The following is a 21,532-nucleotide window of genomic DNA, read 5'->3' on the forward strand; positions in this document are numbered from 1 at the left end:
AAAAACACCATTTCATTTTAAATTCAGATAAGTTCTTTGCTGTGAAATTAACTTTTTTAATTTATGCTTTCAGGCAATTACGTACGCTATTCAGGGTGGATAAAATGGATAATGCTGTCGATCGCCACGTTTTTTATATTTCTGATGGGACGGCGATTACCGCCGAGGTGCTGGGACACGCGGTGATGTCGCAGTTTCCGGTATCGATAAATAGCATCACGTTGCCGTTCGTGGAAAATGAGAGCCGGGCCAAAGCGGTCAAGGACCAGATCGACGCCATTTACCAGCAGACCAGCGTTCGTCCGCTGGTGTTCTATTCCATTGTGATCCCTGAGATCCGCAACATCATTTTGCAAAGCGAGGGCTTCTGTCAGGACATCGTGCAGGCGCTGGTTGCTCCCTTGCAAAGCGAGCTGAAGCTCGACCCGACGCCGATCGCCCACCGTACCCACGGGCTGAACCCCGGTAACCTGACCAAATACGATGCGCGTATTGCCGCCATTGATTACACCCTGGCGCACGACGACGGGATCTCCCTGCGCAATCTCGACCAGGCGCAGGTGATTTTGCTCGGCGTGTCGCGCTGCGGTAAAACCCCCACCAGCCTTTACCTGGCCATGCAGTTTGGCATTCGTGCCGCCAACTACCCCTTTATTGCCGATGATATGGATAACCTGGTGCTGCCCGCCGCACTCAAGCCGCTCCAGCATAAGCTGTTTGGGCTGACCATCAACCCGGAACGCCTGGCGGCGATCCGCGAAGAACGTCGCGAGAACAGTCGCTACGCCTCGATGCGCCAGTGCCGAATGGAAGTCTCCGAAGTCGAAGCGCTATACCGGAAAAATCAAATTCCCTGGCTGAACAGTACCAACTATTCAGTAGAAGAAATTGCCACCAAGATCCTCGATATCATGGGGCTGAATCGCCGCATGTACTAATATGCTAGTACATTAATCCAGTTTCAGTTATTATCATGCCATCCTCGGGGCGACGTGCCCCGAACTTGAAATCAGCAGGGATTGGTTTAAGGTGATGGCCATCACTTCCCGGTAGTCTGCCGATGAAGCAAAAAATTTCTGAGACATTCCATGAACAAAACCGACGAACTGCGCACCGCGCGCATTGATAGCCTGGTCACACCGGCTGAACTGGCCCGGCTGCATCCCGTATCCGCCGAGGTGGCGGACCATGTGACGGCCTCCCGTCGCCGCATCGAAAAAATTCTCAATGGTGAAGACAAACGTCTTCTGGTGGTGATTGGCCCCTGCTCCATCCACGACCTCGACGCGGCAATGGATTATGCACAACGCCTTCAGACGCTGCGCGGCACGTATCAGGATCGCCTGGAGATCGTGATGCGTACCTACTTTGAAAAGCCGCGTACCGTCGTGGGCTGGAAAGGATTGATTTCCGATCCCGATCTGAACGGTAGCTACCGGGTGAATCACGGTATTACACTGGCGCGCAAGCTGCTGTTACAGGTTAACGAGCTGGGCGTGCCAACTGCCACCGAATTTCTGGATATGGTGACCGGACAGTTTATTGCCGACCTCATTAGCTGGGGCGCGATTGGCGCACGTACCACCGAAAGCCAGATCCACCGTGAAATGGCGTCGGCGCTCTCCTGCCCGGTGGGCTTCAAAAACGGAACGGACGGCAATACCCGAATTGCCGTAGATGCCATCCGCGCGTCACGCGCCAGCCATATGTTCCTCTCCCCGGATAAAAACGGCCAGATGACCATCTACCAGACCAGCGGCAACCCGTTCGGACATATCATTATGCGTGGCGGTAAAAAACCGAATTACCATGCAGAAGATATTGCCGCCGCCTGCGAAACGCTGGCGGAATTTGACCTGCCGGAGCATCTGGTGGTGGATTTCAGCCACGGCAACTGTCAGAAACAGCACCGCCGCCAGCTGGACGTCTGCGAGGAAGTTTGCCAGCAGATCCGCAGCGGCTCGACCGCCATTGCAGGAATTATGGCGGAGAGTTTTATCAAAGAAGGCACGCAGAAGATCGTCGCCGGACAGCAAATGGTCTACGGCCAGTCGATCACCGACCCGTGCCTGAGCTGGGAAGACAGCGAGCTGCTGCTGGAGAAGCTGGCTTCAGCCGTGGACACGCGCTTTTAAAATCCTGCCGGGTGACGCTGCGCTTACCCGGCCTACGGTACGTGCCCTTCACCCTCTCCCCGTGGGAGAGGGTCGGGGTGAGGGCATCAGACCGCACCTCTCCCCCAAATTTGATCCCGTCACACAATTTTCACAAAAACGCTTGCCGTGAATTTGCAGTTTATTGATAATGATTATCATTGTTACATTGATTGTTATTTATAAACATTATGTCACCGACCGATAACAGCGCGGCAACGCCAACAAAAACACACACAGCGCCGTCCCCTGCTCCCACCGATCGCCGAATCGACAGCAAAAGCCTGTTGGGTGAGGAGGGACGGGTCATTATCGAGCATGACGGCCAGCACTACCTGCTGCGCCAGACCAATGCCGGAAAACTGATCCTGACTAAATAAACCAGACAACACATTCGCCAGCCACCCAGGTGATCCCCAGGCAGCCAGCGCTTTTCAATTCTTATGGAGAGTTGCTATGACACACCTGCAATCCGCGTCTTTACGCCCGTCTCTTCTGGCGCTGGCGATTGTCAGCACCCTGCCGGGCGTTACGTTTGCCGCCGCAGACGAGATCACCGTCACCGCCACCGGCAATGCCCGCAGCGCCTTTGAAGCCCCCATGATGGTGAGCGTGATTGACGCCACCGCGCCGGAAAACCAGACCGCCAGCTCCGCCGCCGACCTGCTGCGCAAGGTGCCCGGTCTGACGCTGGACGGCACCGGGCGCACCAACGGTCAGGACGTTAACCTCCGGGGCTATGACCGCCGTGGCGTGCTGATACTGGTGGATGGCGTGCGCCAGGGCACTGATACCGGACACCTGAACAGCACGTTCCTCGATCCGGCGCTGATCAAACGTATTGAAGTAGTACGTGGTCCTTCCGCCTTGCTGTACGGCAGCGGCGCGCTGGGCGGCGTAATTTCGTATGACACCGTCGACGCCAGCGATCTGCTGGATGCAGGTAAAAACAGCGGCTATCGCGTATTTGCTACCGGTGCAACGGGCGATCATAGCATCGGGATGGGTGCCAGCGCCTATGGCCGCACCGATACCCTGGACGGTCTGGTCTCCTGGTCCAGCCGCGATCGCGGCGACATTCGCCAGAGTGACGGCGCGAGGGCGCCAAACGACGAATCCATCAACAATATGCTGGCGAAAGGCAGCTGGAAAATCGATCCGGCGCAGACGCTGAGTGGCTCCCTGCGCTACTACAACAACGACGCGCAGGAGCCGAAAAATCCGCAGACCACGGATGCCAGCAGCAGTAACCCGATGACCGATCGTTCCACCATTCAGCGCGATGCCCAGCTTGGCTACCGCATTGCGCCAGCCGGAAACGACTGGCTGAACGCCGATGCGAAAATTTACTGGTCCGAAGCGCGGATCAACGCCCAGAACATCGACGCCAGCGGCGAGTTCCGTAAGCAGACTACCAAAGGCGGCAAAGTGGAAAACCGCACCCGCCTGTTCAGCGACTCCTTCGCCTCGCACCTGCTGACCTACGGCGGGGAATACTATCGTCAGGAGCAACACCCTGGCGGCGCGACCACCGGCTTCCCGGACGCAAAAATCGACTTCAGCTCCGGCTGGTTGCAGGATGAGATCACCCTGCGCGACCTGCCGGTAACGCTTCTCGGCGGGACGCGTTACGACAACTACCGCGGCAGCAGCGACGGTTACGACGACGTGGATGCGGATAAGTGGTCATCACGCGCCGGGTTAACCGTGAGTCCAGCCGACTGGCTGATGCTGTTCGGCTCTTACGCCCAGGCCTTCCGCGCGCCAACGATGGGCGAGATGTATAACGACTCGAAGCACTTCTCTATCGGCAGCTTCTACACCAACTACTGGGTGCCGAACCCGAACCTGCGTCCGGAAACTAACGAAACCCAGGAGTTCGGTTTTGGGCTACGTTTTGACGATCTGCTGCTCGCCAACGACGCGCTGGAGTTCAAAGCCAGCTACTTCGACACCAAAGCGAAAGATTACATCTCCACTACCGTCGATTTTGCGGCGGCCACCACCATGTCCTATAACGTACCAAATGCCAAAATCTGGGGCTGGGACATGATGGCGACCTACGCGACCAGTCTGTTCAACCTGGACGTGGCCTACAACCGCACACGCGGGAAAGATACCGACACGGGCGAATACATCTCCAGCATCAACCCGGACACCGTCACCAGCAAGCTGGATATCCCCGTGGCGCAAAGCGGCTTCTCCGTGGGCTGGATCGGCACCTTCGTCGAACGTTCAACGCACATCAGCAGCAGCTACAGCGAGCAGCCTGGCTACGCAGTGAATGATTTCTACGTCAGCTATAAAGGTCAGCAGCAGTTCAAAGGCATCACCACCACCCTCGTGCTGGGGAACGCCTTCGACAAAGCCTACTGGTCACCACAGGGCATCCCGCAGGATGGCCGCAACGGCAAGATCTTCGTCAGTTATCAATGGTAATTCCCTTCGGGGCAACGATTCAGAAGGATAAGATTATGGATCACTACACACGCTGGCTTGAGCTTAAAGAAGAACATCCGGGTAAGTACGCCCGTGATATCGCCGGATTAATGCACATCAGCGAAGCAGAGCTGGCATTTGCGCGCGTTGGACACGACGCCTGGCGGCTGCGCGGTGAAATCCGTGAGATTCTGGCAGCGCTGGAGTCGGTGGGGGAAACCAAATGCATCTGCCGTAACGAATACGCCGTTCACGAGCAGGTCGGGGCGTTTACTAACCAGCACCTCGGCGGCCACGCCGGGCTGGTGCTGAATCCGCGCGCGCTGGATCTGCGTTTGTTCCTCAACCAGTGGGCGAGCGCGTTCCACATAAGTGAAACGACCTCCCGCGGCGAACGTCAGAGCATTCAGTTCTTCGATCATCAGGGCGACGCTTTACTGAAGGTCTACACCACGGATCACACCGACGTTGCCGCCTGGGGCGACGTGCTGACCCGTTTTATCATTGCCGATAACCCCACTCTGGCACTGAAGGCTGTCGATGCCCCTGCGCATTCCGACGGTGCTGATGCAGGCTCGGTGGAGAAAGAGTGGCGCGCCATGACCGACGTGCATCAGTTCTTTAGCTTACTGAAGCGCCATAACCTGAGCCGCCAGCAGGCGTTTCGTCTGGTGAGTGACGATCTGGCCTGTAAGGTGGATAACAGCGCGCTGGCACAGCTGCTGGAGACGGCGCGACAGGACGGAAACGAAATCATGATCTTCGTCGGCAACCGCGGCTGCGTGCAGATCTTCACCGGTGTGGTGGAAAATCTGACGCCCATGAAAGGCTGGCTGAACATCTTCAACCCAACCTTTACCCTGCATCTGCTGGAGGAGACTATCGCCGAGACGTGGGTAACGCGCAAGCCTACGGCGGACGGACACGTTACCAGCCTGGAGCTGTTTGCTGCGGATGGCACTCAGATCGCCCAGCTCTACGGCCAGCGTACCGAAGGCGAGCCTGAGCAGAGCCAGTGGCGCCGCCAGATTGACGCCCTGACGCCAGAAGGGCTGGCCGCATGAAAAACTGGTTCGCCCTGCTCTGCGCCCTGCCGCTGGTCGCCGTCGCCGCGCCGGAGAGAATTGTCGCCCTCGGCGGCGACGTGACGGAGATCGTCTACGCCCTCGGCGCGGAGTCTTCTCTGGTTGCGCGCGACAGTACCAGCCAGTGGCCGCAGGCGACAAATGCGCTGCCTGACGTGGGGTATCTTCGCCAGCTGAATGCGGAGGGGATTTTATCCGTACGCCCGACGCTGGTGCTGGCAAGCGACCAGGCGCAGCCCTCTCTGGCGCTGAAACAGGTTGAACAGAGCCACGTCCGGGTGGTTACCGTTCCCGGCACGCCTGACCTGCGCGCGATTGACGAAAAAGTACGGGTGATAGCTCAGGCGACGCATTATGAGGCGCAAGGGGAAACCCTGCGCAACTCGCTGCGTCAGGCGCTGGCGGCACTGCCCTCAACACCGCTCAACAAGCGGGTGCTGTTTATCCTCAGCCACGGCGGAATGACCGCAATGGCGGCCGGGCAACAGACCGGCGCGGATGCGGCAATACGCGCCGCCGGGTTGCAGAACGCCATGCAGGGCTTTACCCGCTATCCGCCGCTTTCCCAGGAGGGGGTGATGGCCAGCCAGCCGGATCTGGTGGTGATTTCGCAGGACGGTCTTAACGCGCTGGGCGGCGAAGAAAATCTGTGGAAACTGCCCGGTCTGGCGCAAACGCCAGCGGGACGAAGCAAACAGGTGCTGGCTATTGATGATATGGCCCTGCTGGGCTTCAGCGTCCGCACGCCGAAAGCCATACAACAGCTGCGTGCCAGAGCGGAGCAACTGCCCTGATGTCCCGGCGCATCACGTTATCGTTATGGCTTCTGGCGGGGTTGCTTACCGTCATGACGTTCATGGCCACCGGTTTTGGGGCGTTACGCCTGCCGGTGAACGTGCTGTGGAGCGGCAGCGATGAGACGCTACGCCAGATCTGGCTTACCATCCGTCTGCCCCGCGTACTGCTGGCGCTGGTGATTGGCGGATCGCTGGCGCTCGCCGGCTGCGTCATGCAGGGGCTGTTCCGCAATCCACTGGCCGACCCGGGCCTGCTCGGGATCAGCAGCGGTGCGGCGCTGGCCGTCGCCCTGTGGGTGGTGCTCCCGCTCTCGCTGCCCGCGCTGGTGATGCTTTACGCCCCTATGCTGGCGGCATTTCTTGGGGCGCTGGCAGCCACTGGCGTGATCTTCCTGCTCAGCAAGCAGCGTGACCCCTCTCTGTCACGTCTGTTGCTGGTGGGTATCGCCATCAATGCCCTGTGCGGTGCGGCAGTGGGTGTGCTTTCGTGGGTCAGCAATGACGCCCAGCTGCGTCAGCTTTCACTCTGGGGAATGGGAAGTCTTGGTCAGGCACAGTGGTCAACGCTGCTCGCCGTGACCTCGCTGATGGTGCCTGCCGTTCTGGCGATCTGGCGTTGTGCCAGCGCATTAAATTTACTGCAACTGGGTGAGGAGGAAGCGCATTACCTTGGCGTGGACGTTGCCCTTGTACAGCGAATTTTACTGTTATGCAGCGCCCTGCTGGTCGCTGCGGCTGTCGCCGTCAGCGGCGTGATTGGCTTTGTCGGACTCGTGGTGCCGCACCTGATGCGCATGTGGCTGGGCGCCGATCACCGGGCAACCCTCCCCGGCACGGTACTCGCGGGCGCATTACTGCTGCTGGTGGCGGATACGGTCGCGCGCACCCTGGTCGCTCCGGCAGAAATGCCGGTCGGCCTGCTCACCAGTATCCTTGGTGCTCCCTGGTTCTTATGGCTCATTTTTCGTCGTGGAGAACAGCATGGCTGAACGTTATACGGCTGAAAATCTTACTTTTACCCAATCTGGCCGCACGCTGACAGATAACGTTTCGCTGTCACTGTCGCAGGGAGAGCTGGTTACATTGATCGGCCCCAACGGCGCGGGGAAATCCACGCTGCTGCGGCTGCTGACCGGCTACCTGAAACCCGACAGCGGCGGCTGTTCGCTGGCGGGAAAAGCGCTGGATGAATGGCATCCGCAGACGCTGTCCCGCTATCGGGCAGTGATGCGCCAGCAGTCTCAGCCTGGATTTGACTGGCAGGTGGAGGAGATCGTTGGCATGGGGCGTGCGCCCTGGACGCGTCACCCGGAACCGTCGATTGTGCGTGAGGTGTTGCAGCTGACCGGTTGCCTGCCGCTGGCCGGCAGGCGTTATCATGCCCTCTCGGGGGGCGAACAGCAGCGCGTCCAGCTCGCCCGCGCGCTGGCGCAGCTGTGGCGTGACGGAACGCCGCGCGGCTGGCTGTTTCTCGACGAACCCACTTCAGCGCTGGATCTCTACCACCAGCAGCATCTGCTGCGCCTGTTGAAATCGCTGACCCGTCAGGGCCATCTTCACGCCTGCGTGGTGCTGCACGATCTCAATCTTGCCGCATTATGGTCGGACCGGATCCTGCTGTTACACAACGGCAGGATTGTTTCTCAGGGCATACCGGAGACGGTTTTGCAGGCCGACGCGCTGGCACACTGGTACGGTGCGCAGGTGCACGTCGGCAGACATCCGGCGCACGCCGCACCGCAGGTTTTTCTCGCCCCTTAGCTTGAGCAGCTCACTTCCAGCCGCTTGCCCCAGTCCGGCGGGCGGCTGACATAGTCATCCTCCCGGTCGGCAAACGGCGTGCGCAGGGCGATATGCAGCCGATGCAGCTCGGTATAATCCCCCTGCTCTGCCTGCTCAATGGCCCGCTGCGCCAGCCAGTTGCGCAACACCATCGCCGGGTTAACCGCCTTCATCCGCGCCTGGCGGGTATCGTCATCAATCTGTTCCTGCTGTAAACGCGTCCGGTAAACGGCAAACCAGTCATCAAACGCCTGACGATCGATGAACTCGTCGCGCAGCGGTGACGCGGCGCTCTGCTGCACGGTCTGGCTCAGCATACGGAAGGTTCGGGTATAGTCGCTGTCTTCACGCACCATGATGGCAAACAGCCCATTCAACAGCGCGTTATCGCCTTTTTCCTGCGTCATCAGCCCCAGCTTGTTGCGCATTAACACACCATATTCTCGCAGCAGGATCTCCTGATAGCTGTCCAGCGCATCGTTCAGGGCATCGACGTCGATAAACGGCGACAGGCTTTGCGCAAGCCGCTGAAGGTTCCACAGCCCCACCGCAGGCTGGTTGTCGAAACGGTAACGCCCCTGATAGTCCGAATGGTTACAGATGTAACCCGGCTGATAGTCATCAAGGAAGCCGTACGGACCGTAGTCAAACGTCAGCCCTAACAGGGACATGTTGTCGGTATTCATCACCCCGTGGGCAAAGCCGACGGCCTGCCAGCGGGCAATCATTGCGGCAGTGCGCGCGACAATATCCCGGAACCAGAGAACATAGCGGTCCGGCTCGTTTTGCAGGTGCGGCCAGTGACGGCGAAGGGCGTAATCGGCAAGCTGGCGGACCTTATCCGGCTCGCGGCGATAGTAGAAGTGTTCAAAATGACCGAAACGCAGATGGCTTTCCGCAACGCGGACCAGCATCGCTCCCTGCTCCATCGTTTCACGGGCCACCGGCGTGTCGCTGGTGACAATGGACAGCGCGCGTGAGGTAGGGATCCCCAGGGCATGCATCGCCTCGGAAGCCAGAGCTTCACGGATGGTTGAACGCAGCACCGCGCGGCCATCCCCCATGCGTGAGTACGGGGTTAGCCCTGCCCCTTTCAGGTGCCAGTCGAGCGTTTCGCCATTCGGCAGAAGCTGTTCACCCAGCAGGATGCCGCGGCCATCGCCGAGCTGTCCCGCCCAGACGCCAAACTGATGTCCGCTATAGACCTGAGCCAGCGGCTTCATGCCCGGAAGCAGCGTTTCGCCGCCCCAGACGCCGGCGCCTTTTTCTGGCTGAAAAAGCGTCGCAGGGATGCCAAGCGAATCCGCTAATGCATCGTTATGCCAGATAAGACGCGCGTTCTGTAGAGGCGTTGGCTTAAGCGCGGTGTAAAAGCCGGGTAATTCATCGTGCCAGTGAGCAGTAAAAGACAGGGTCATAAGTCCTCCTGCTTTAAGTGTAGAGGGTTTCCCTGGACGTAAACACGGGCGAAGAAAGGGGTTATTGCTGAACGAGAGTCGTTACCCGCTCTGCCGGGACGGCAGGCCACAGGCTTCCCTGCATTGCACCAAAATTGAAGGGCAGCACGCGTTGTAAGATGCCGTGATCGTCAATTCCCGAGACCATGACCGACTGACAATGCGGCGCGATCTGCCAAAGAATAGCGCGCATAAAAGGCTCAAACGAGAGTGCCGACACGCGCTGCTGGATAAAGTTTTTATCCAGAATCACCCGTTTGAACAGACCATCATAAACCGGTTTAAGGGACGCAGCCCCTGCACCGAAGTTAGCCAGCACTAAGGGGAAATGGATCGCCATTCTTGCCAGACAGGGATCGTCTTTCCCGTTATTTAAACCTGGATAGTTCTCATTAACGGTAAACTCAAGAAACGGATATCGCTCAAGGATTGAAACAGCGTTCTCATTAGTTAATAAAAACTCAACAATTGCAGGTGTAATATTGATCCATGCAATTAACTGATGCTGAATAAAAAATAGCTTACAGGTATCGAGTAATTGCAGTTTCTCCTGAAACAGCGCTAATTCATCTTCCTGAGAAAGATGTGGGATAACCAGTTCAGTCGGGATCCGTACGTCCGCACCCACGCCAGTAAAGTTAACCAAAATCTCTAAACCTTTAAGCAAACCTGCACTATCACGCGCCGGAAGGAGTAAAAGTTCAGACTGGTAAGCATTATCTAGCGTAATAATCATCGCGCTTGTCCTGCATTAAAGATGAGAGAGAACATCCTGGAGCAATTGCAGGCACAATTCCACTGTCTTGATTTTAATAAGATTAATTTCATTCTTTCCGTATTAATTTTCAGATTTTTCCCTGAATCTAAATTAATTTTATCCTGGTTATTGAATAATAGCCAGTTTTAGATAAAACAGGCACATGCGGACATAAATAATTGGGCAAAATTTAACTTTAATCAACCCGCAAGAAAAGCCTGACGTCTATTTTCACCGCCAGGCCCTCCGCACTGCATTTTTATGCAGCGGTTAAATACGTCTGGCCTGCCAGAAGTTTTTACGCCAGTAAACATTATCCAGAGAGGAGCGCATCACGCCACGACTGGTCGAGGCATGAATGAACTGATTATCGGTATCATAGATGCCGACATGAAGGCCGTTTTCTCCGGAGCCCGTTTTAAAAAAGACCAGATCGCCGGGCAGGAGCTCGTCTTTATCAATTTCAGTGCCGATTTTCGCCTGCATACGCGTTTCACGCGGAAGCTGGAGGTCAAATTTATCGCGGAAGGTCATCAGCACGAATCCCGAGCAATCCACCCCGCCCCGGCTCATGCCGCCGTAGCGATAAGGTGTGCCGCGCCAGTTGCTGAGCTGATCGTTCAGGCTGGCAATGACCGTAATGGAATCGGAAAGCCGTGGGTTGGGCGGAGGTGCACGATGGCTGCTGCATCCTGCAAGAAAGAGCGCCGCAACAAGGAGAAACCAGAATCGCATTTCAGACGAATCCTCTGCTTTTTTTGTTCTTTCGGTAATTTAGCGTGCATCTATGCAGCTGTGCAAGAAAGGTTATTCCTGCGCCGTGGAAATGAGCATCTTGTGGCCTTCAATATCCAGCCTCCGGAACGACATGTGGTAAGCGCTCGCAAGATTGGCGGCCGTCAGCACGCTGTCGCGCGTTCCGCTGGCAATCAGCTTGCCACGCGCCAGCAACCACACCCGATGCGCGTGGCGCAACGTATGGTTCAAATCATGGCTGCTCATCACGATGGCGATCCCCTTGCGACACAGCGCGCTGAGCAGGGTATCCAGCGCTGCTTGCTGGGCAACGTCCAACCCACTCATCGGCTCGTCCAGCAGCAACAACCGCCCGTGAGGATTTCCCGCCGGATGGATCTGAAGGATGACGGCGGCCAGACGCACGCGCTGCCACTCGCCGCCGGAAAGCTGATTTGCCTGCCGGGTAAGCTTGTCGTCTAACCCGAGTGCCGCAGCAACCTCGTTGAGCAATCCCACCTGATTTTTGTCAGGCAGATGCAGCGTCAGGTAGTGCCAGACGGGCATCGCAAAGGGCGGAACCTGCTGCTGAACCAGATAGCTTCGACGGGAGGCAAGTGTAGCGGGTAGCCAGTCGACGAGCGATTGCCCGAGAAAGGTAATCTTTCCTTCCCCGGTGGTCAGCCCCGCCATGCACGCCAGTAGCGTGCTTTTTCCGGCGCCGTTTGGCCCAACCAGGTGAAGGATTTCACCTGCGTTGACTTCGGCGGTAACAGGCTCAAGACGCCCCTTGCCGGCAACGTCCGTGAGCTGCATCAGCAGCGTCATTATTTCGCCAGCGCCAGCTTAATTGATTCCATCACGATAGGATCTTCAGGCGTCATGTCAGGCGAAAAACGCTGCACGACCTGACCGTCACGGCCAATCAGGAATTTTTCGAAGTTCCACAGAATATCATCCGGATAGAGCGGCGCGCGGCCTTTACTTGTCATACGCTCATAGAAACCACTCTCTTCAGGCGCAACGGCGGTCGGCGCCGCGGCCACCAGTTTGGCATACAGCGGATGACGATTTTCCCCGTTCACATCAATTTTGCTGAACATCGGGAACGTCACGCCATAGGTTGTGCTGCAAAAGGTCTTAATCTCCTCTTCGCTGCCCGGCTCCTGGCCCAGGAACTGGTTGCACGGGAAGCCGAGTACGGTAAAGCCGTCTTTTTCCCAGGCTTTATGAATGTTTTCCAGCAGTTCATACTGCGGCGTAAGGCCACATTTCGACGCCACGTTCACGATGAGCAGCACCTTGCCCTTGTAGCCTTCCAGCGTGGTTTTCTCGCCGTCAATGGTCGTCACTTCGGTATTCAGAATATCAGACTGCATAGCATTCCCTCAGGTTGACTTACAGGTTGTGTTTTAACGTCCAGCTTTTAATAGTAGCCAGATAAAGACCGGTGCGCCCAGCGTTGCGGTCACCACGCCTATGGGCAACTCAGCGGCCGTCAGGGCGAGCCGGGCGATGATATCGGCAACCAGCAGCGTTGCCGCCCCGGCAACCGCCGAGGCCGGGAGCAGGGTTCGGTGGTCCGTAATGCCGCACAGGCGCAGCATATGCGGGATCACCAGCCCAATAAAGCCAATCGCCCCCGCCAGCGCCACGCTTACGCCTACCATCCAGCCAATGGCGATAACCAGCACGTTGCGCCAGAATCCAATCGGCATCCCGAGCTGGCGAGCAGACGTTTCGCCCAGCGCGAGAATATTAAGAGGCTGCGCCTGGAACGCCGTCCACAGGATGACCGGGATCAGGAGCACCATCAGCCACCCCTGACGCCAGTCAACACCCCCAAATCCCCCCATCATCCAGTACATTAACTGGCGCAGATCGAAGGAGGTAGAAAAGTAGACGGCCCAGGTCATCAGCGCACTACAGATGATCCCCAACGCTACCCCGGCAAGCAGCAGCCGACTGGTGGATAAGTGGCGGCGGGCAAAGCGCAGAAGGATAAGGGTTATCAACAGCGCGCCAAGGATGGCGCTGAGGCTAATCCCCCAGCCGGAGAGCTCGCCTCCCCCCAGCATCACGGCGGCGATAAGCCCGACGCCTGCGCCATTTGACACCCCGAGAAGCCCGGGTTCCGCCAGAGGGTTTTCAAATAATGCCTGCATGATCGTGCCGCACAGCGCCAGCGCAGCGCCAACTAAAAGGACAGCCAACGTCCGCGGCAGGCGGATCTGCCAGACAAAGAGCTGTCCTTCAGGCGTAAACCAGCTTTCCGGCCCCAGCCACCGATCGCCCGCACACAGGCTGACGGTGGTGGCGACAATCAACAGCACCCCGAGCAGACACAGGCGGCGAAGATCGGAGCGGTGCTGGCGGCGGGCAAGATCAAGCATAGACGATAGGTTATCCGGTTGAGATATCATTGATTTTACGGCGGGTTTAGCAAATAGCGCAAAGAAAAAAGGCCGCGTGAGCGGCCTTTTTAGTTAGTTCATATTACTCTGCTTTGGGCGTTGCGTTTTCGACACGGCTTTTTAACTTCTGTCCGGGTCTGAAGGTCACCACGCGGCGGGCTGTAATGGGAATATCTTCCCCCGTCTTCGGGTTACGGCCCGGACGTTGGTTTTTGTCTCGCAAATCAAAATTGCCAAAACCGGAGAGTTTAACCTGCTCACCATTTTCCAGAGCACGACGGATCTCTTCGAAAAACAGCTCTACCAGCTCTTTGGCATCCCGTTTGCTAAGCCCAAGCTTATCAAACAGATATTCTGACATTTCAGCTTTTGTAAGCGCCATAGGTTCAATCCCTCAATGATGCCTGGAATCGCTCTTTTAATGCCTCTACACATTTGGCGACGGTAGCGGCAATCTCCTCTTCTTCGAGTGTACGGCTGGTATCCTGAAGGATAAGGCTAATAGCGAGGCTCTTGAAACCTTCTGCTACGCCCTTGCCGCGGTACACGTCAAATAAGTTTACGCCAACTACCTGATTTACGCCAACTTTCTTACATTCGGCCAAAATATCTGCTGCGGGCACATTTTCAGCGACCACAACCGCGATATCACGGCGGTTTGCCGGGAAGCGGGAGACGTCCTGCGCCTGAGGAATGACGCGGTCTGCAACCGGGTTCCACTCCAGTTCGAATACGATGGTACGGCCATTCAGATCCAGCTTACGTTCCAGTTCCGGGTGAACAACCCCAATGAAACCAACACGTTTGCCGTCTAAATAGATCGCCGCACTCTGACCCGGATGCAGGGCTGGAATCGCTTCTGCGCGGAATTCAATTTCGGATAATTTACCGGTCAGATCGAGAATCGCTTCCAGATCGCCCTTCATATCGTAGAAATCAACCGTCCCTTTTGCCAGGTCCCAGTGCTCTTCAAAGCGGTTACCGCTGATGGCGCCGGCCAGCATGAGATCCTGACGGATGCCTAAATTCGCCTGAGTATCCGGTACAAAGCGCAAACCGCTTTCGAAAATACGCACGCGGTTTTGCTGACGGTTCTGGTTATAAACGATAGTACCCAGCAGTCCCGTCCACAGGGACAGACGCATCGCTGACATCTCGCTGGAAATCGGGCTTGGCAGGATCAGCGCTTCCTGACCCGGGTGGATCAGCTGTTGCAGCTTAGGATCAACGAAGCTGTAGGTGATCACTTCCTGGTAGCCTTTGTCGTTCAGCATGGTTTTCACACGCTTCAGAGACAGATCGGCCTCGCGATGGCTGCCCATCACCAGACCCGCCTGCACCGGCTCGTCAGGGATGTTGTTGTAGCCGTAAACGCGGGCCACTTCTTCCACCAGATCTTCCTCGATCTCCATGTCAAAACGCCAGGACGGCGCAACGGCTTTCCACTCGTCCTGACCCTCAGTAACTTCGCAGCCCAGACGCGTCAGAATGTCGGTCACCTGCGCATCGGCAACGTGGTGACCAATCAGACGATCCAGTTTGCTGCGGCGCAGGGTAATGGTCGCACGCTTCGGCAGCGTCGCTTCGTTGGTCACATCAATAACCGGACCCGCTTCGCCGCCGCAGATGTCGATCAGCAGGCGAGTCGCACGCTCCATCGCTTTGTATTGCAGCGCAGGATCCACGCCACGCTCGTAGCGGTGAGAAGCATCAGTGTGCAGACCGTGACGGCGTGCGCGGCCGGTGATGGAGAGCGGGCTGAAGAACGCGCATTCCAGCAGGACGTTTTGCGTCTCGTCGTTGACGCCAGAGTGCTCGCCGCCGAAGATCCCGCCCATCGCCAGCGCTTTGTTGTGATCGGCAATCACCAGGGTGTCAGCGTTCAGTTTCGCTTCGCTGCCGTCCAGCAGAACCAGGGTTTCTCCCTCTTTCGCCATGCGCACGACGATCCCACCTTCGATACGATCTTTATCAAAGGCGTGCATTGGCTGGCCCAGCTCCAGCAGAACATAGTTGGTGACGTCGACGACTGCATCGATAGAACGGATACCGCAGCGACGCAGTTTCTCTTTCATCCACAGCGGGGTTGGCGCTTTAACGTTAATACCTTTCACCACACGACCGAGGTAGCGTGGGCAGGCCTCAGGCGCGTCTACCTGTATCGGCAGCACGTCACTGATGGTTGCCTCAACCGGAGCGATCTCCGGCACGTTCAGTTCAGTCTGGTTCAGCACGGCCACGTCGCGGGCCACACCGATGATGCCTAAACAGTCAGCACGGTTTGGCGTTACGCTGATTTCGATGGTGTTGTCATCAAGCTTCAGGTATTCGCGGATATCAGTACCAACTGGCGCATCCTGCGGCAATTCAATAATGCCAGAGTGATCGTCGGAAATACCCAGTTCGGAGAAGGAGCACAGCATGCCTTCAGACGGCTCACCGCGCAGCTTAGCCGCTTTGATTTTGAAATCGCCCGGCAGCACCGCACCGACGGTCGCCACGGCCACTTTCAGGCCCTGACGGCAGTTTGGCGCACCGCAGACGATATCCAGCAGACGGTCACCGCCCACATTGACTTTTGTTACGCGCAGTTTGTCAGCGTTAGGGTGCTGACCGCACTCAACCACTTCACCCACGACCACGCCGGTGAAGGCGCCAGAAACCGGCTCTACACCGTCAACTTCCAGACCCGCCATGGTGATCTGGTTGGAAAGCGCGTCGCTGTCCAGCGTGGTGTTCACCCATTCGCGTAACCACAGTTCACTGAATTTCATTGTTCTGTCCTGCCCTTATTTAAACTGTTTGAGGAAACGCAGATCGTTTTCGAAGAACGCACGTAAGTCGGTTACGCCGTAGCGCAGCATGGTCAGACGCTCCATACCCATACCGAACGCAAAGCCGGAATACACTTCCGGATCGATACCCACGTTGCGCAGCACGTTTGGATGCACCATGCCGCAGCCCAGCACTTCCAGCCATTTGCCGTTTTTACCCATCACGTCAACTTCCGCAGACGGTTCGGTGAACGGGAAGTAGGACGGGCGGAAGCGAACCTGCAAATCTTCCTCAAAGAAGTTGTTCAGGAAATCGTGCAGCGTGCCTTTCAGGTTGGTAAAGCTGATGTTTTTATCAACAATCAGACCTTCCATCTGGTGGAACATTGGGGTGTGGGTCTGATCGTAGTCGTTACGGTATACGCGACCCGGCGCGATGATGCGGATTGGCGGCTCCTGCTCCTTCATGGTACGGATCTGAACGCCGGAAGTCTGAGTACGCAGCAGACGGGTAGCGTCAAACCAGAAAGTGTCGTGGTCAGCACGTGCCGGATGATGGCCAGGAATGTTCAGGGCATCGAAGTTGTGGTAGTCATCTTCAATTTCCGGGCCAGTCGCCACGGTAAAGCCGAGCTCACCGAAGAAACTTTCAATACGATCGATAGTACGAGTCACCGGATGCAGACCGCCGTTTTCAATACGACGACCCGGCAGAGAAACGTCAATCGTTTCTGCCGCCAGACGCGCATTCAGTACTGCGCTTTCCAGCTCGGCTTTACGCGCGTTCAGCGCCTGCTGTACCTGCTCTTTGGCTTCGTTAATCACTGCACCGGCTGCCGGGCGCTCCTCTGCTGGCAGTTCACGCAGGGTAGTCATCTGAAGGGTCAAATGCCCTTTCTTGCCCAGATATTCGACGCGGACATTGTCTAACGCGGCAACATCTGAGGCCTGGTTAATGGCGGCCGTTGCACTGGCAACCAGCTCTGCGAGATGTGACATGGTTTTCCTCATTATGTCGGTGCAGACACCGAATTGTTGGACGTATTCTCTTAACTTCAGGCACAAAAAAAGCCTCCATCGGGAGGCTTATCTGGCGCTGTTTTTCGTTTCATCTTTCACGCGCTAGCCTCCTGAAGTCAGGTGCTAAAGTAAAAGAAGAAGCGGAAAATAGCAGCATTCATGCTTGCGTTACCTTGTAGGGTAAAAACCGTTAGACCTTATTGAAAAGCCTGCACGGATAAATGTCAATCTTCTGATGGTGTTAAATGAAAAGAGGAGGCAAAGCCCCCTCTCTCAACTGGCTTATGCCAGTGCTGCTTTCGCTTTTTCGACCAGAGCGGTGAACGCTACTTTGTCGAATACTGCGATGTCAGCCAGGATCTTACGGTCGATTTCAACAGAGGCTTTTTTCAGGCCGTTGATGAATTTGCTGTAAGAAATACCGTTCTGACGTGCTGCTGCGTTGATACGCGCAATCCACAGTTGACGGAACTGACGCTTACGCTGACGACGGTCACGGTAAGCGTACTGACCTGCTTTGATAACAGCCTGGAAGGCAACGCGGTATACGCGTGAACGCGCACCGTAGTAGCCTTTAGCTTGTTTCAAAATTTTCTTGTGACGTGCACGTGCAATTACACCACGTTTTACGCGAGCCATGTGTGCTCTCCTGTATCTATTCTAAGTTAAAAAAGTTAAACGTTAACGACTTATGCGTACGGCAGGCACGCGATGACCAGGCCCAGATCGCCTTTAGAAACCATGGCTTTTGGACGCAGGTGACGTTTACGCTTGGTAGCTTTCTTAGTCAGAATGTGACGCAGGTTAGCGTGCTTGTGCTTAAAACCACCTTTACCGGTTTTTTTGAAGCGCTTAGCAGCACCGCGTACGGTCTTAATTTTTGGCATTTTAATAACTTCCACTTCGCATTGTTAAATAAACGAAACATAGGCGAACAAAACCTATGGGGCCCGAAGGCTCCACAGATTTTGCTGCTTGAAGGCCTTACTGTTTCTTCTTAGGAGCGAGCACCATGATCATCTGGCGGCCTTCGATCTTCGTAGGGAAGGATTCGACTACTGCCAGTTCACTCAGATCGTCACGGACGCGGTTAAGCACTTCCATACCAATCTGTTGGTGGGCCATCTCACGACCGCGGAAACGCAGCGTGATCTTGGCCTTATCGCCATCTTCCAGAAAGCGAATCAGGCTGCGGAGTTTTACCTGATAATCGCCATCGTCGGTACCAGGACGGAATTTAATTTCCTTAACCTGGATAACTTTTTGCTTCTTCTTCTGTTCCTTAGAAGACTTACTCTTTTCATAAAGGAACTTGCCGTAGTCCATGATACGACAAACTGGCGGTTCGGCGTTAGGGCTGATTTCAACTAAATCTACTCCAGCTTCTTCAGCCTTTTCGATCGCTTCTCTCAGACTCACAATCCCCAGCTGCTCGCCTTCCAGACCTGTTAAGCGAACTTCCTGGGCGCGAATCTCGCCATTGATACGATTCGGACGTGCCGTTTGAACTCGTTTTCCGCCTTTAATACCTTATTCCTCCAGTTGTTGAAGACTGCGGCTGCGAATCTCTTGTTGCAGCTTCTCAATCACTTCACTTACGTCCAGGCTCCCCAGGTCTTTACCACGGCGGGTGCGAACGGCAACTTTGCCTGCTTCCACCTCTTTATCACCACAGACCAACATATACGGGACACGACGTAAAGTGTGCTCGCGGATTTTAAAGCCAATCTTCTCATTTCTCAAGTCTGCTTTTACGCGAATGCCCGCATTTTGTAGTTTCTGCGTCAATTCTTTAACGTAATCCGCCTGAGAATCGGTAATGTTCATCACCACTACCTGCACTGGCGCAAGCCAGGTTGGGAAGAAGCCCGCGAACTCTTCGGTCAGGATGCCGATGAAGCGCTCCAGTGAACCGAGAATCGCACGGTGAATCATAACCGGCACCTGACGCTCGTTGTCTTCGCCAACATAAGAGGCGCTTAAACGCTGCGGCAGGGAGAAGTCCAGCTGTACCGTTCCGCACTGCCATGCGCGATCGAGGCAGTCATACAGGGTAAATTCAATTTTCGGACCGTAGAATGCGCCCTCGCCCAGCTGGTATTCGAACGGAATACCGTTCTCTTCCAGCGCGACGGCGAGATCCGCCTCTGCGCGATCCCATGTCTCATCGCTGCCGATACGTTTTTCCGGACGCGTTGAGAGTTTGACCACGATCTTCTCGAAGCCAAAGGTGCTGTACATATCGTAGACCATACGAATACAGGCGTTAACTTCTTCACGGACCTGATCTTCAGTACAGAAGATATGCGCATCATCCTGAGTAAAGCCACGAACACGCATCAGACCGTGCAGCGCACCTGATGGCTCGTTACGGTGGCAGCTACCGAACTCCGCCATACGCAGCGGCAGATCGCGGTAGGATTTCAGACCCTGGTTGAAGATCTGAACGTGGCCCGGACAGTTCATTGGCTTGATGCAGTATTCTCGGTTCTCAGACGAAGTGGTGAACATTGCATCTTTGTAGTTGTCCCAGTGGCCGGTCTTTTCCCACAGCACACGGTCCATCATGAACGGGCCTTTCACTTCCTGATACTGGTACTCTTTCAGCTTGGAGCGCACGAACGTTTCCAGTTCACGGAAGATAGTCCAGCCGTCGTTATGCCAGAACACCATCCCCGGCGCTTCTTCCTGCATATGATACAGGTCAAGCTGCTTACCGATTTTACGGTGGTCACGCTTAGCCGCCTCTTCCAGGCGTTGCAGGTACGCGTTCAGGGCCTTCTTATCGGCCCACGCGGTACCATAAATACGCTGCAACATTTTGTTGTTGCTGTCGCCACGCCAGTAAGCGCCTGCGATTTTCATCAGTTTGAAGTGATGACAGAAGCGCATGTTCGGCACGTGCGGTCCACGGCACATGTCGACGTATTCCTGGTGATGGTACAAGCCAGGCTTGTCATCATGAGCGATGTTTTCATCAAGAATCGAGACTTTGTAGCTCTCGCCGCGCTTCACGAAGGTTTCACGCGCTTCGTGCCAGCTGACTTTCTTCTTAATGACGTCATAGTTGGTTTCGGCGAGCTCGTGCATTCGTTTCTCGAGCGCGTCGATATCTTCCTGAGTCAGGGTGTGGTCAAGGTCAACGTCGTAGTAGAAACCGTTGTCGATAACCGGGCCGATTGCCATTTTGGTGTTTGGCCACAGCTGCTTGATAGCATGGCCTAACAGGTGCGCACAGGAGTGACGAATGATCTCCAGACCTTCTTCGTCTTTCGCGGTGATGATCGCAAGCGTTGCATCGCTTTCAATCAGATCGGACGCGTCTACCAGCTCGCCGTTTACGCGACCTGCGATGGTTGCTTTTGCGAGTCCAGGACCGATATCCAGGGCAACATCCATTGGGCTAACAGCATGGTCGAAATGGCGTTGGCTGCCATCAGGAAGAGTAATTACAGGCATTTTATATCCTTATTTGCAGTGATGCCCCACACATAAGAGCATATACAAAGAAAATAATCGTGATTAAACAGTAGATTACGAAACCATCTGACCAACAATCGTCAAATTGGTTCGTCATCATGCACCTGCCGATTCAGATAAATGCGAATTTACGGCAAGCAGGGTAATGGTAACACTATTGAAAGGGCGAATGCACCTTCTGCGACCGTTTGAACCGTTCATCCTTTTGTCTGCGTTCATGAACTTTTGCTGACGGAGGCTCGCAATCCGAAAGTGCTGAGCTATTCTTGACTTGGTCCTTAAACATCGAAGGGGTATCACATGAATGTATCCAGCAGAACCGTTGTGATATTGAATCTACTTTCCGCTGCTTGCCTGGTATTGATTCTGGCTGACAGATTCCATTGGTTTTAAGCCGAACCGGTGTTCCGGCATAACCTGTTGTCCAGGGTTGAGCGCTTTCTGGCGCAGATTTTGGTAGACTAAGGGTATCAACTGACAAGGATTAGGTTATGCCAACAAAAAGATTTGCCGTGAAGCACTGGAAAATGGTCGTGGTGTTAATTGCTATTTGCGGCGCGATGTTGCTGCTGCGCTGGGCCGCAATGATCTGGGGCTAATATTTTGTCAGCGAAAACGTGCCGTGAATTTACTGAATAA

General features: G+C 55.7%; 24 protein-coding genes and 1 other annotated feature. Of the genes, 10 read left to right on the forward strand and 14 right to left on the reverse strand.

All coding sequences use genetic code 11. From position 1 onward, the window contains the following. Nucleotides 1-104: 104 nt before the first annotated feature. The 8 genes from SK58_RS14680 to SK58_RS14715 all read left to right on the forward strand — a co-directional run bounded on the left by SK58_RS14680 (nt 105) and on the right by SK58_RS14715 (nt 8,235). Entirely contained in the window at nt 105-938 is an 834-nt protein-coding gene (locus SK58_RS14680) for a posphoenolpyruvate synthetase regulatory kinase/phosphorylase PpsR (RefSeq protein WP_047735044.1), read from the forward strand. Between the two features lie 150 nt (nt 939-1,088). Further along, entirely contained in the window at nt 1,089-2,135 is a 1,047-nt protein-coding gene (aroH, locus tag SK58_RS14685; protein ID WP_015570722.1) for a 3-deoxy-7-phosphoheptulonate synthase AroH, read from the forward strand. A gap of 209 nt (nt 2,136-2,344) precedes the next feature. Then, nucleotides 2,345-2,533 (forward strand): hemin uptake protein HemP, encoded by a 189-nt coding sequence (gene hemP / locus SK58_RS14690; RefSeq protein WP_015570723.1) that lies wholly within the window; start codon nt 2,345-2,347, stop codon nt 2,531-2,533. A 76-nt stretch (nt 2,534-2,609) separates the two neighbouring features. Beyond that, a complete protein-coding gene (locus SK58_RS14695; protein WP_048220159.1) occupies nt 2,610-4,592 on the forward strand; it encodes a TonB-dependent hemoglobin/transferrin/lactoferrin family receptor in 1,983 nt (660 codons plus the stop codon). A 35-nt stretch (nt 4,593-4,627) separates the two neighbouring features. After that, on the forward strand, nt 4,628-5,656 hold the full coding sequence (gene chuS / locus SK58_RS14700) for a hematinate-forming heme oxygenase ChuS (protein ID WP_047365690.1): 1,029 nt from the start codon (nt 4,628-4,630) through the stop codon (nt 5,654-5,656). Next, on the forward strand, nt 5,653-6,471 hold the full coding sequence (locus SK58_RS14705) for a heme/hemin ABC transporter substrate-binding protein (protein WP_048220160.1): 819 nt from the start codon (nt 5,653-5,655) through the stop codon (nt 6,469-6,471). The genes chuS and SK58_RS14705 overlap by 4 nt, the downstream gene beginning before the upstream one ends. Next, nucleotides 6,471-7,463: a FecCD family ABC transporter permease gene (locus SK58_RS14710; protein ID WP_017384648.1), complete on the forward strand. Its 993-nt coding sequence runs from the start codon at nt 6,471-6,473 to the stop codon at nt 7,461-7,463. The genes SK58_RS14705 and SK58_RS14710 overlap by 1 nt, the downstream gene beginning before the upstream one ends. Continuing rightward, complete coding sequence (locus SK58_RS14715; protein WP_017384649.1) at nt 7,456-8,235, forward strand: heme ABC transporter ATP-binding protein; 780 nt, start codon at nt 7,456-7,458, stop codon at nt 8,233-8,235. Before SK58_RS14710 ends, SK58_RS14715 begins: the two co-directional genes overlap by 8 nt. Here the strand turns inward: SK58_RS14715 and selO are convergent. From selO to thrS, 14 genes are all read right to left on the reverse strand, one after another. Next, nucleotides 8,232-9,674, reverse strand: coding sequence for a protein adenylyltransferase SelO (gene selO, locus SK58_RS14720; protein WP_048220161.1), 1,443 nt, complete (start codon nt 9,672-9,674; stop codon nt 8,232-8,234). The two genes, SK58_RS14715 and selO, sit on opposite strands and share 4 nt — an antisense overlap. Before the next feature lie 61 nt (nt 9,675-9,735). Further along, nucleotides 9,736-10,449 (reverse strand): EAL domain-containing protein, encoded by a 714-nt coding sequence (locus tag SK58_RS14725; protein ID WP_017384651.1) that lies wholly within the window; start codon nt 10,447-10,449, stop codon nt 9,736-9,738. A gap of 291 nt (nt 10,450-10,740) precedes the next feature. Further along, a complete protein-coding gene (locus SK58_RS14730) occupies nt 10,741-11,205 on the reverse strand; it encodes an NlpC/P60 family protein (RefSeq protein ID WP_017693586.1) in 465 nt (154 codons plus the stop codon). 72 nt (nt 11,206-11,277) lie between these two features. Then, entirely contained in the window at nt 11,278-12,033 is a 756-nt protein-coding gene (gene btuD, locus SK58_RS14735) for a vitamin B12 ABC transporter ATP-binding protein BtuD (RefSeq protein WP_015570731.1), read from the reverse strand. Then, nucleotides 12,033-12,584, reverse strand: a complete 552-nt coding sequence (locus SK58_RS14740) for a glutathione peroxidase (RefSeq protein WP_017693587.1) — start codon at nt 12,582-12,584, stop codon at nt 12,033-12,035. The genes btuD and SK58_RS14740 overlap by 1 nt, the downstream gene beginning before the upstream one ends. Nucleotides 12,585-12,617: 33 nt before the next feature. Beyond that, on the reverse strand, nt 12,618-13,598 hold the full coding sequence (gene btuC / locus SK58_RS14745; RefSeq protein ID WP_017693588.1) for a vitamin B12 ABC transporter permease BtuC: 981 nt from the start codon (nt 13,596-13,598) through the stop codon (nt 12,618-12,620). Between the two features lie 103 nt (nt 13,599-13,701). Continuing rightward, entirely contained in the window at nt 13,702-14,001 is a 300-nt protein-coding gene (gene ihfA, locus SK58_RS14750; protein ID WP_003857805.1) for an integration host factor subunit alpha, read from the reverse strand. 4 nt (nt 14,002-14,005) lie between these two features. Beyond that, nucleotides 14,006-16,393, reverse strand: a complete 2,388-nt coding sequence (pheT, locus tag SK58_RS14755; RefSeq protein WP_015570734.1) for a phenylalanine--tRNA ligase subunit beta — start codon at nt 16,391-16,393, stop codon at nt 14,006-14,008. Between the two features lie 15 nt (nt 16,394-16,408). After that, nucleotides 16,409-17,392, reverse strand: coding sequence for a phenylalanine--tRNA ligase subunit alpha (gene pheS, locus SK58_RS14760; protein WP_003857809.1), 984 nt, complete (start codon nt 17,390-17,392; stop codon nt 16,409-16,411). Nucleotides 17,393-17,454: 62 nt separating this feature from the next. After that, nucleotides 17,455-17,579 (reverse strand) — a sequence feature (Phe leader region). After that, nucleotides 17,530-17,574 (reverse strand): pheST operon leader peptide PheM, encoded by a 45-nt coding sequence (gene pheM / locus SK58_RS22925; RefSeq protein WP_001386830.1) that lies wholly within the window; start codon nt 17,572-17,574, stop codon nt 17,530-17,532. (Overlaps the previous feature by 45 nt.) A gap of 116 nt (nt 17,580-17,695) precedes the next feature. Further along, nucleotides 17,696-18,052 (reverse strand): 50S ribosomal protein L20, encoded by a 357-nt coding sequence (gene rplT / locus SK58_RS14765; RefSeq protein WP_000124850.1) that lies wholly within the window; start codon nt 18,050-18,052, stop codon nt 17,696-17,698. Nucleotides 18,053-18,102: 50 nt separating this feature from the next. Then, complete coding sequence (gene rpmI / locus SK58_RS14770; RefSeq protein WP_001124225.1) at nt 18,103-18,300, reverse strand: 50S ribosomal protein L35; 198 nt, start codon at nt 18,298-18,300, stop codon at nt 18,103-18,105. Nucleotides 18,301-18,397: 97 nt separating this feature from the next. Next, nucleotides 18,398-18,940, reverse strand: a complete 543-nt coding sequence (infC, locus tag SK58_RS14775) for a translation initiation factor IF-3 (RefSeq protein ID WP_023616141.1) — start codon at nt 18,938-18,940, stop codon at nt 18,398-18,400. A 3-nt stretch (nt 18,941-18,943) separates the two neighbouring features. Further along, nucleotides 18,944-20,872 carry a threonine--tRNA ligase gene (gene thrS / locus SK58_RS14780; RefSeq protein ID WP_003857814.1) on the reverse strand — a complete coding sequence of 643 codons (1,929 nt, stop codon included), beginning with the start codon at nt 20,870-20,872 and terminating at the stop codon, nt 18,944-18,946. A gap of 321 nt (nt 20,873-21,193) precedes the next feature. On the opposite strand from thrS, the gene yncL reads away from it, so the two are divergent. Continuing rightward, nucleotides 21,194-21,286 carry a stress response membrane protein YncL gene (yncL, locus tag SK58_RS22445; protein ID WP_071842885.1) on the forward strand — a complete coding sequence of 31 codons (93 nt, stop codon included), beginning with the start codon at nt 21,194-21,196 and terminating at the stop codon, nt 21,284-21,286. A gap of 98 nt (nt 21,287-21,384) precedes the next feature. After that, a complete protein-coding gene (gene yniD / locus SK58_RS22930; protein ID WP_003857815.1) occupies nt 21,385-21,492 on the forward strand; it encodes a small membrane protein YniD in 108 nt (35 codons plus the stop codon). The last annotated feature ends 40 nt before the right edge of the window (nt 21,493-21,532 follow it).

Source organism: Enterobacter sp. BIDMC93, assembly GCF_001037805.1.
Classification (GTDB): Bacteria; Pseudomonadota; Gammaproteobacteria; order Enterobacterales; family Enterobacteriaceae; genus Enterobacter; species Enterobacter hormaechei_C.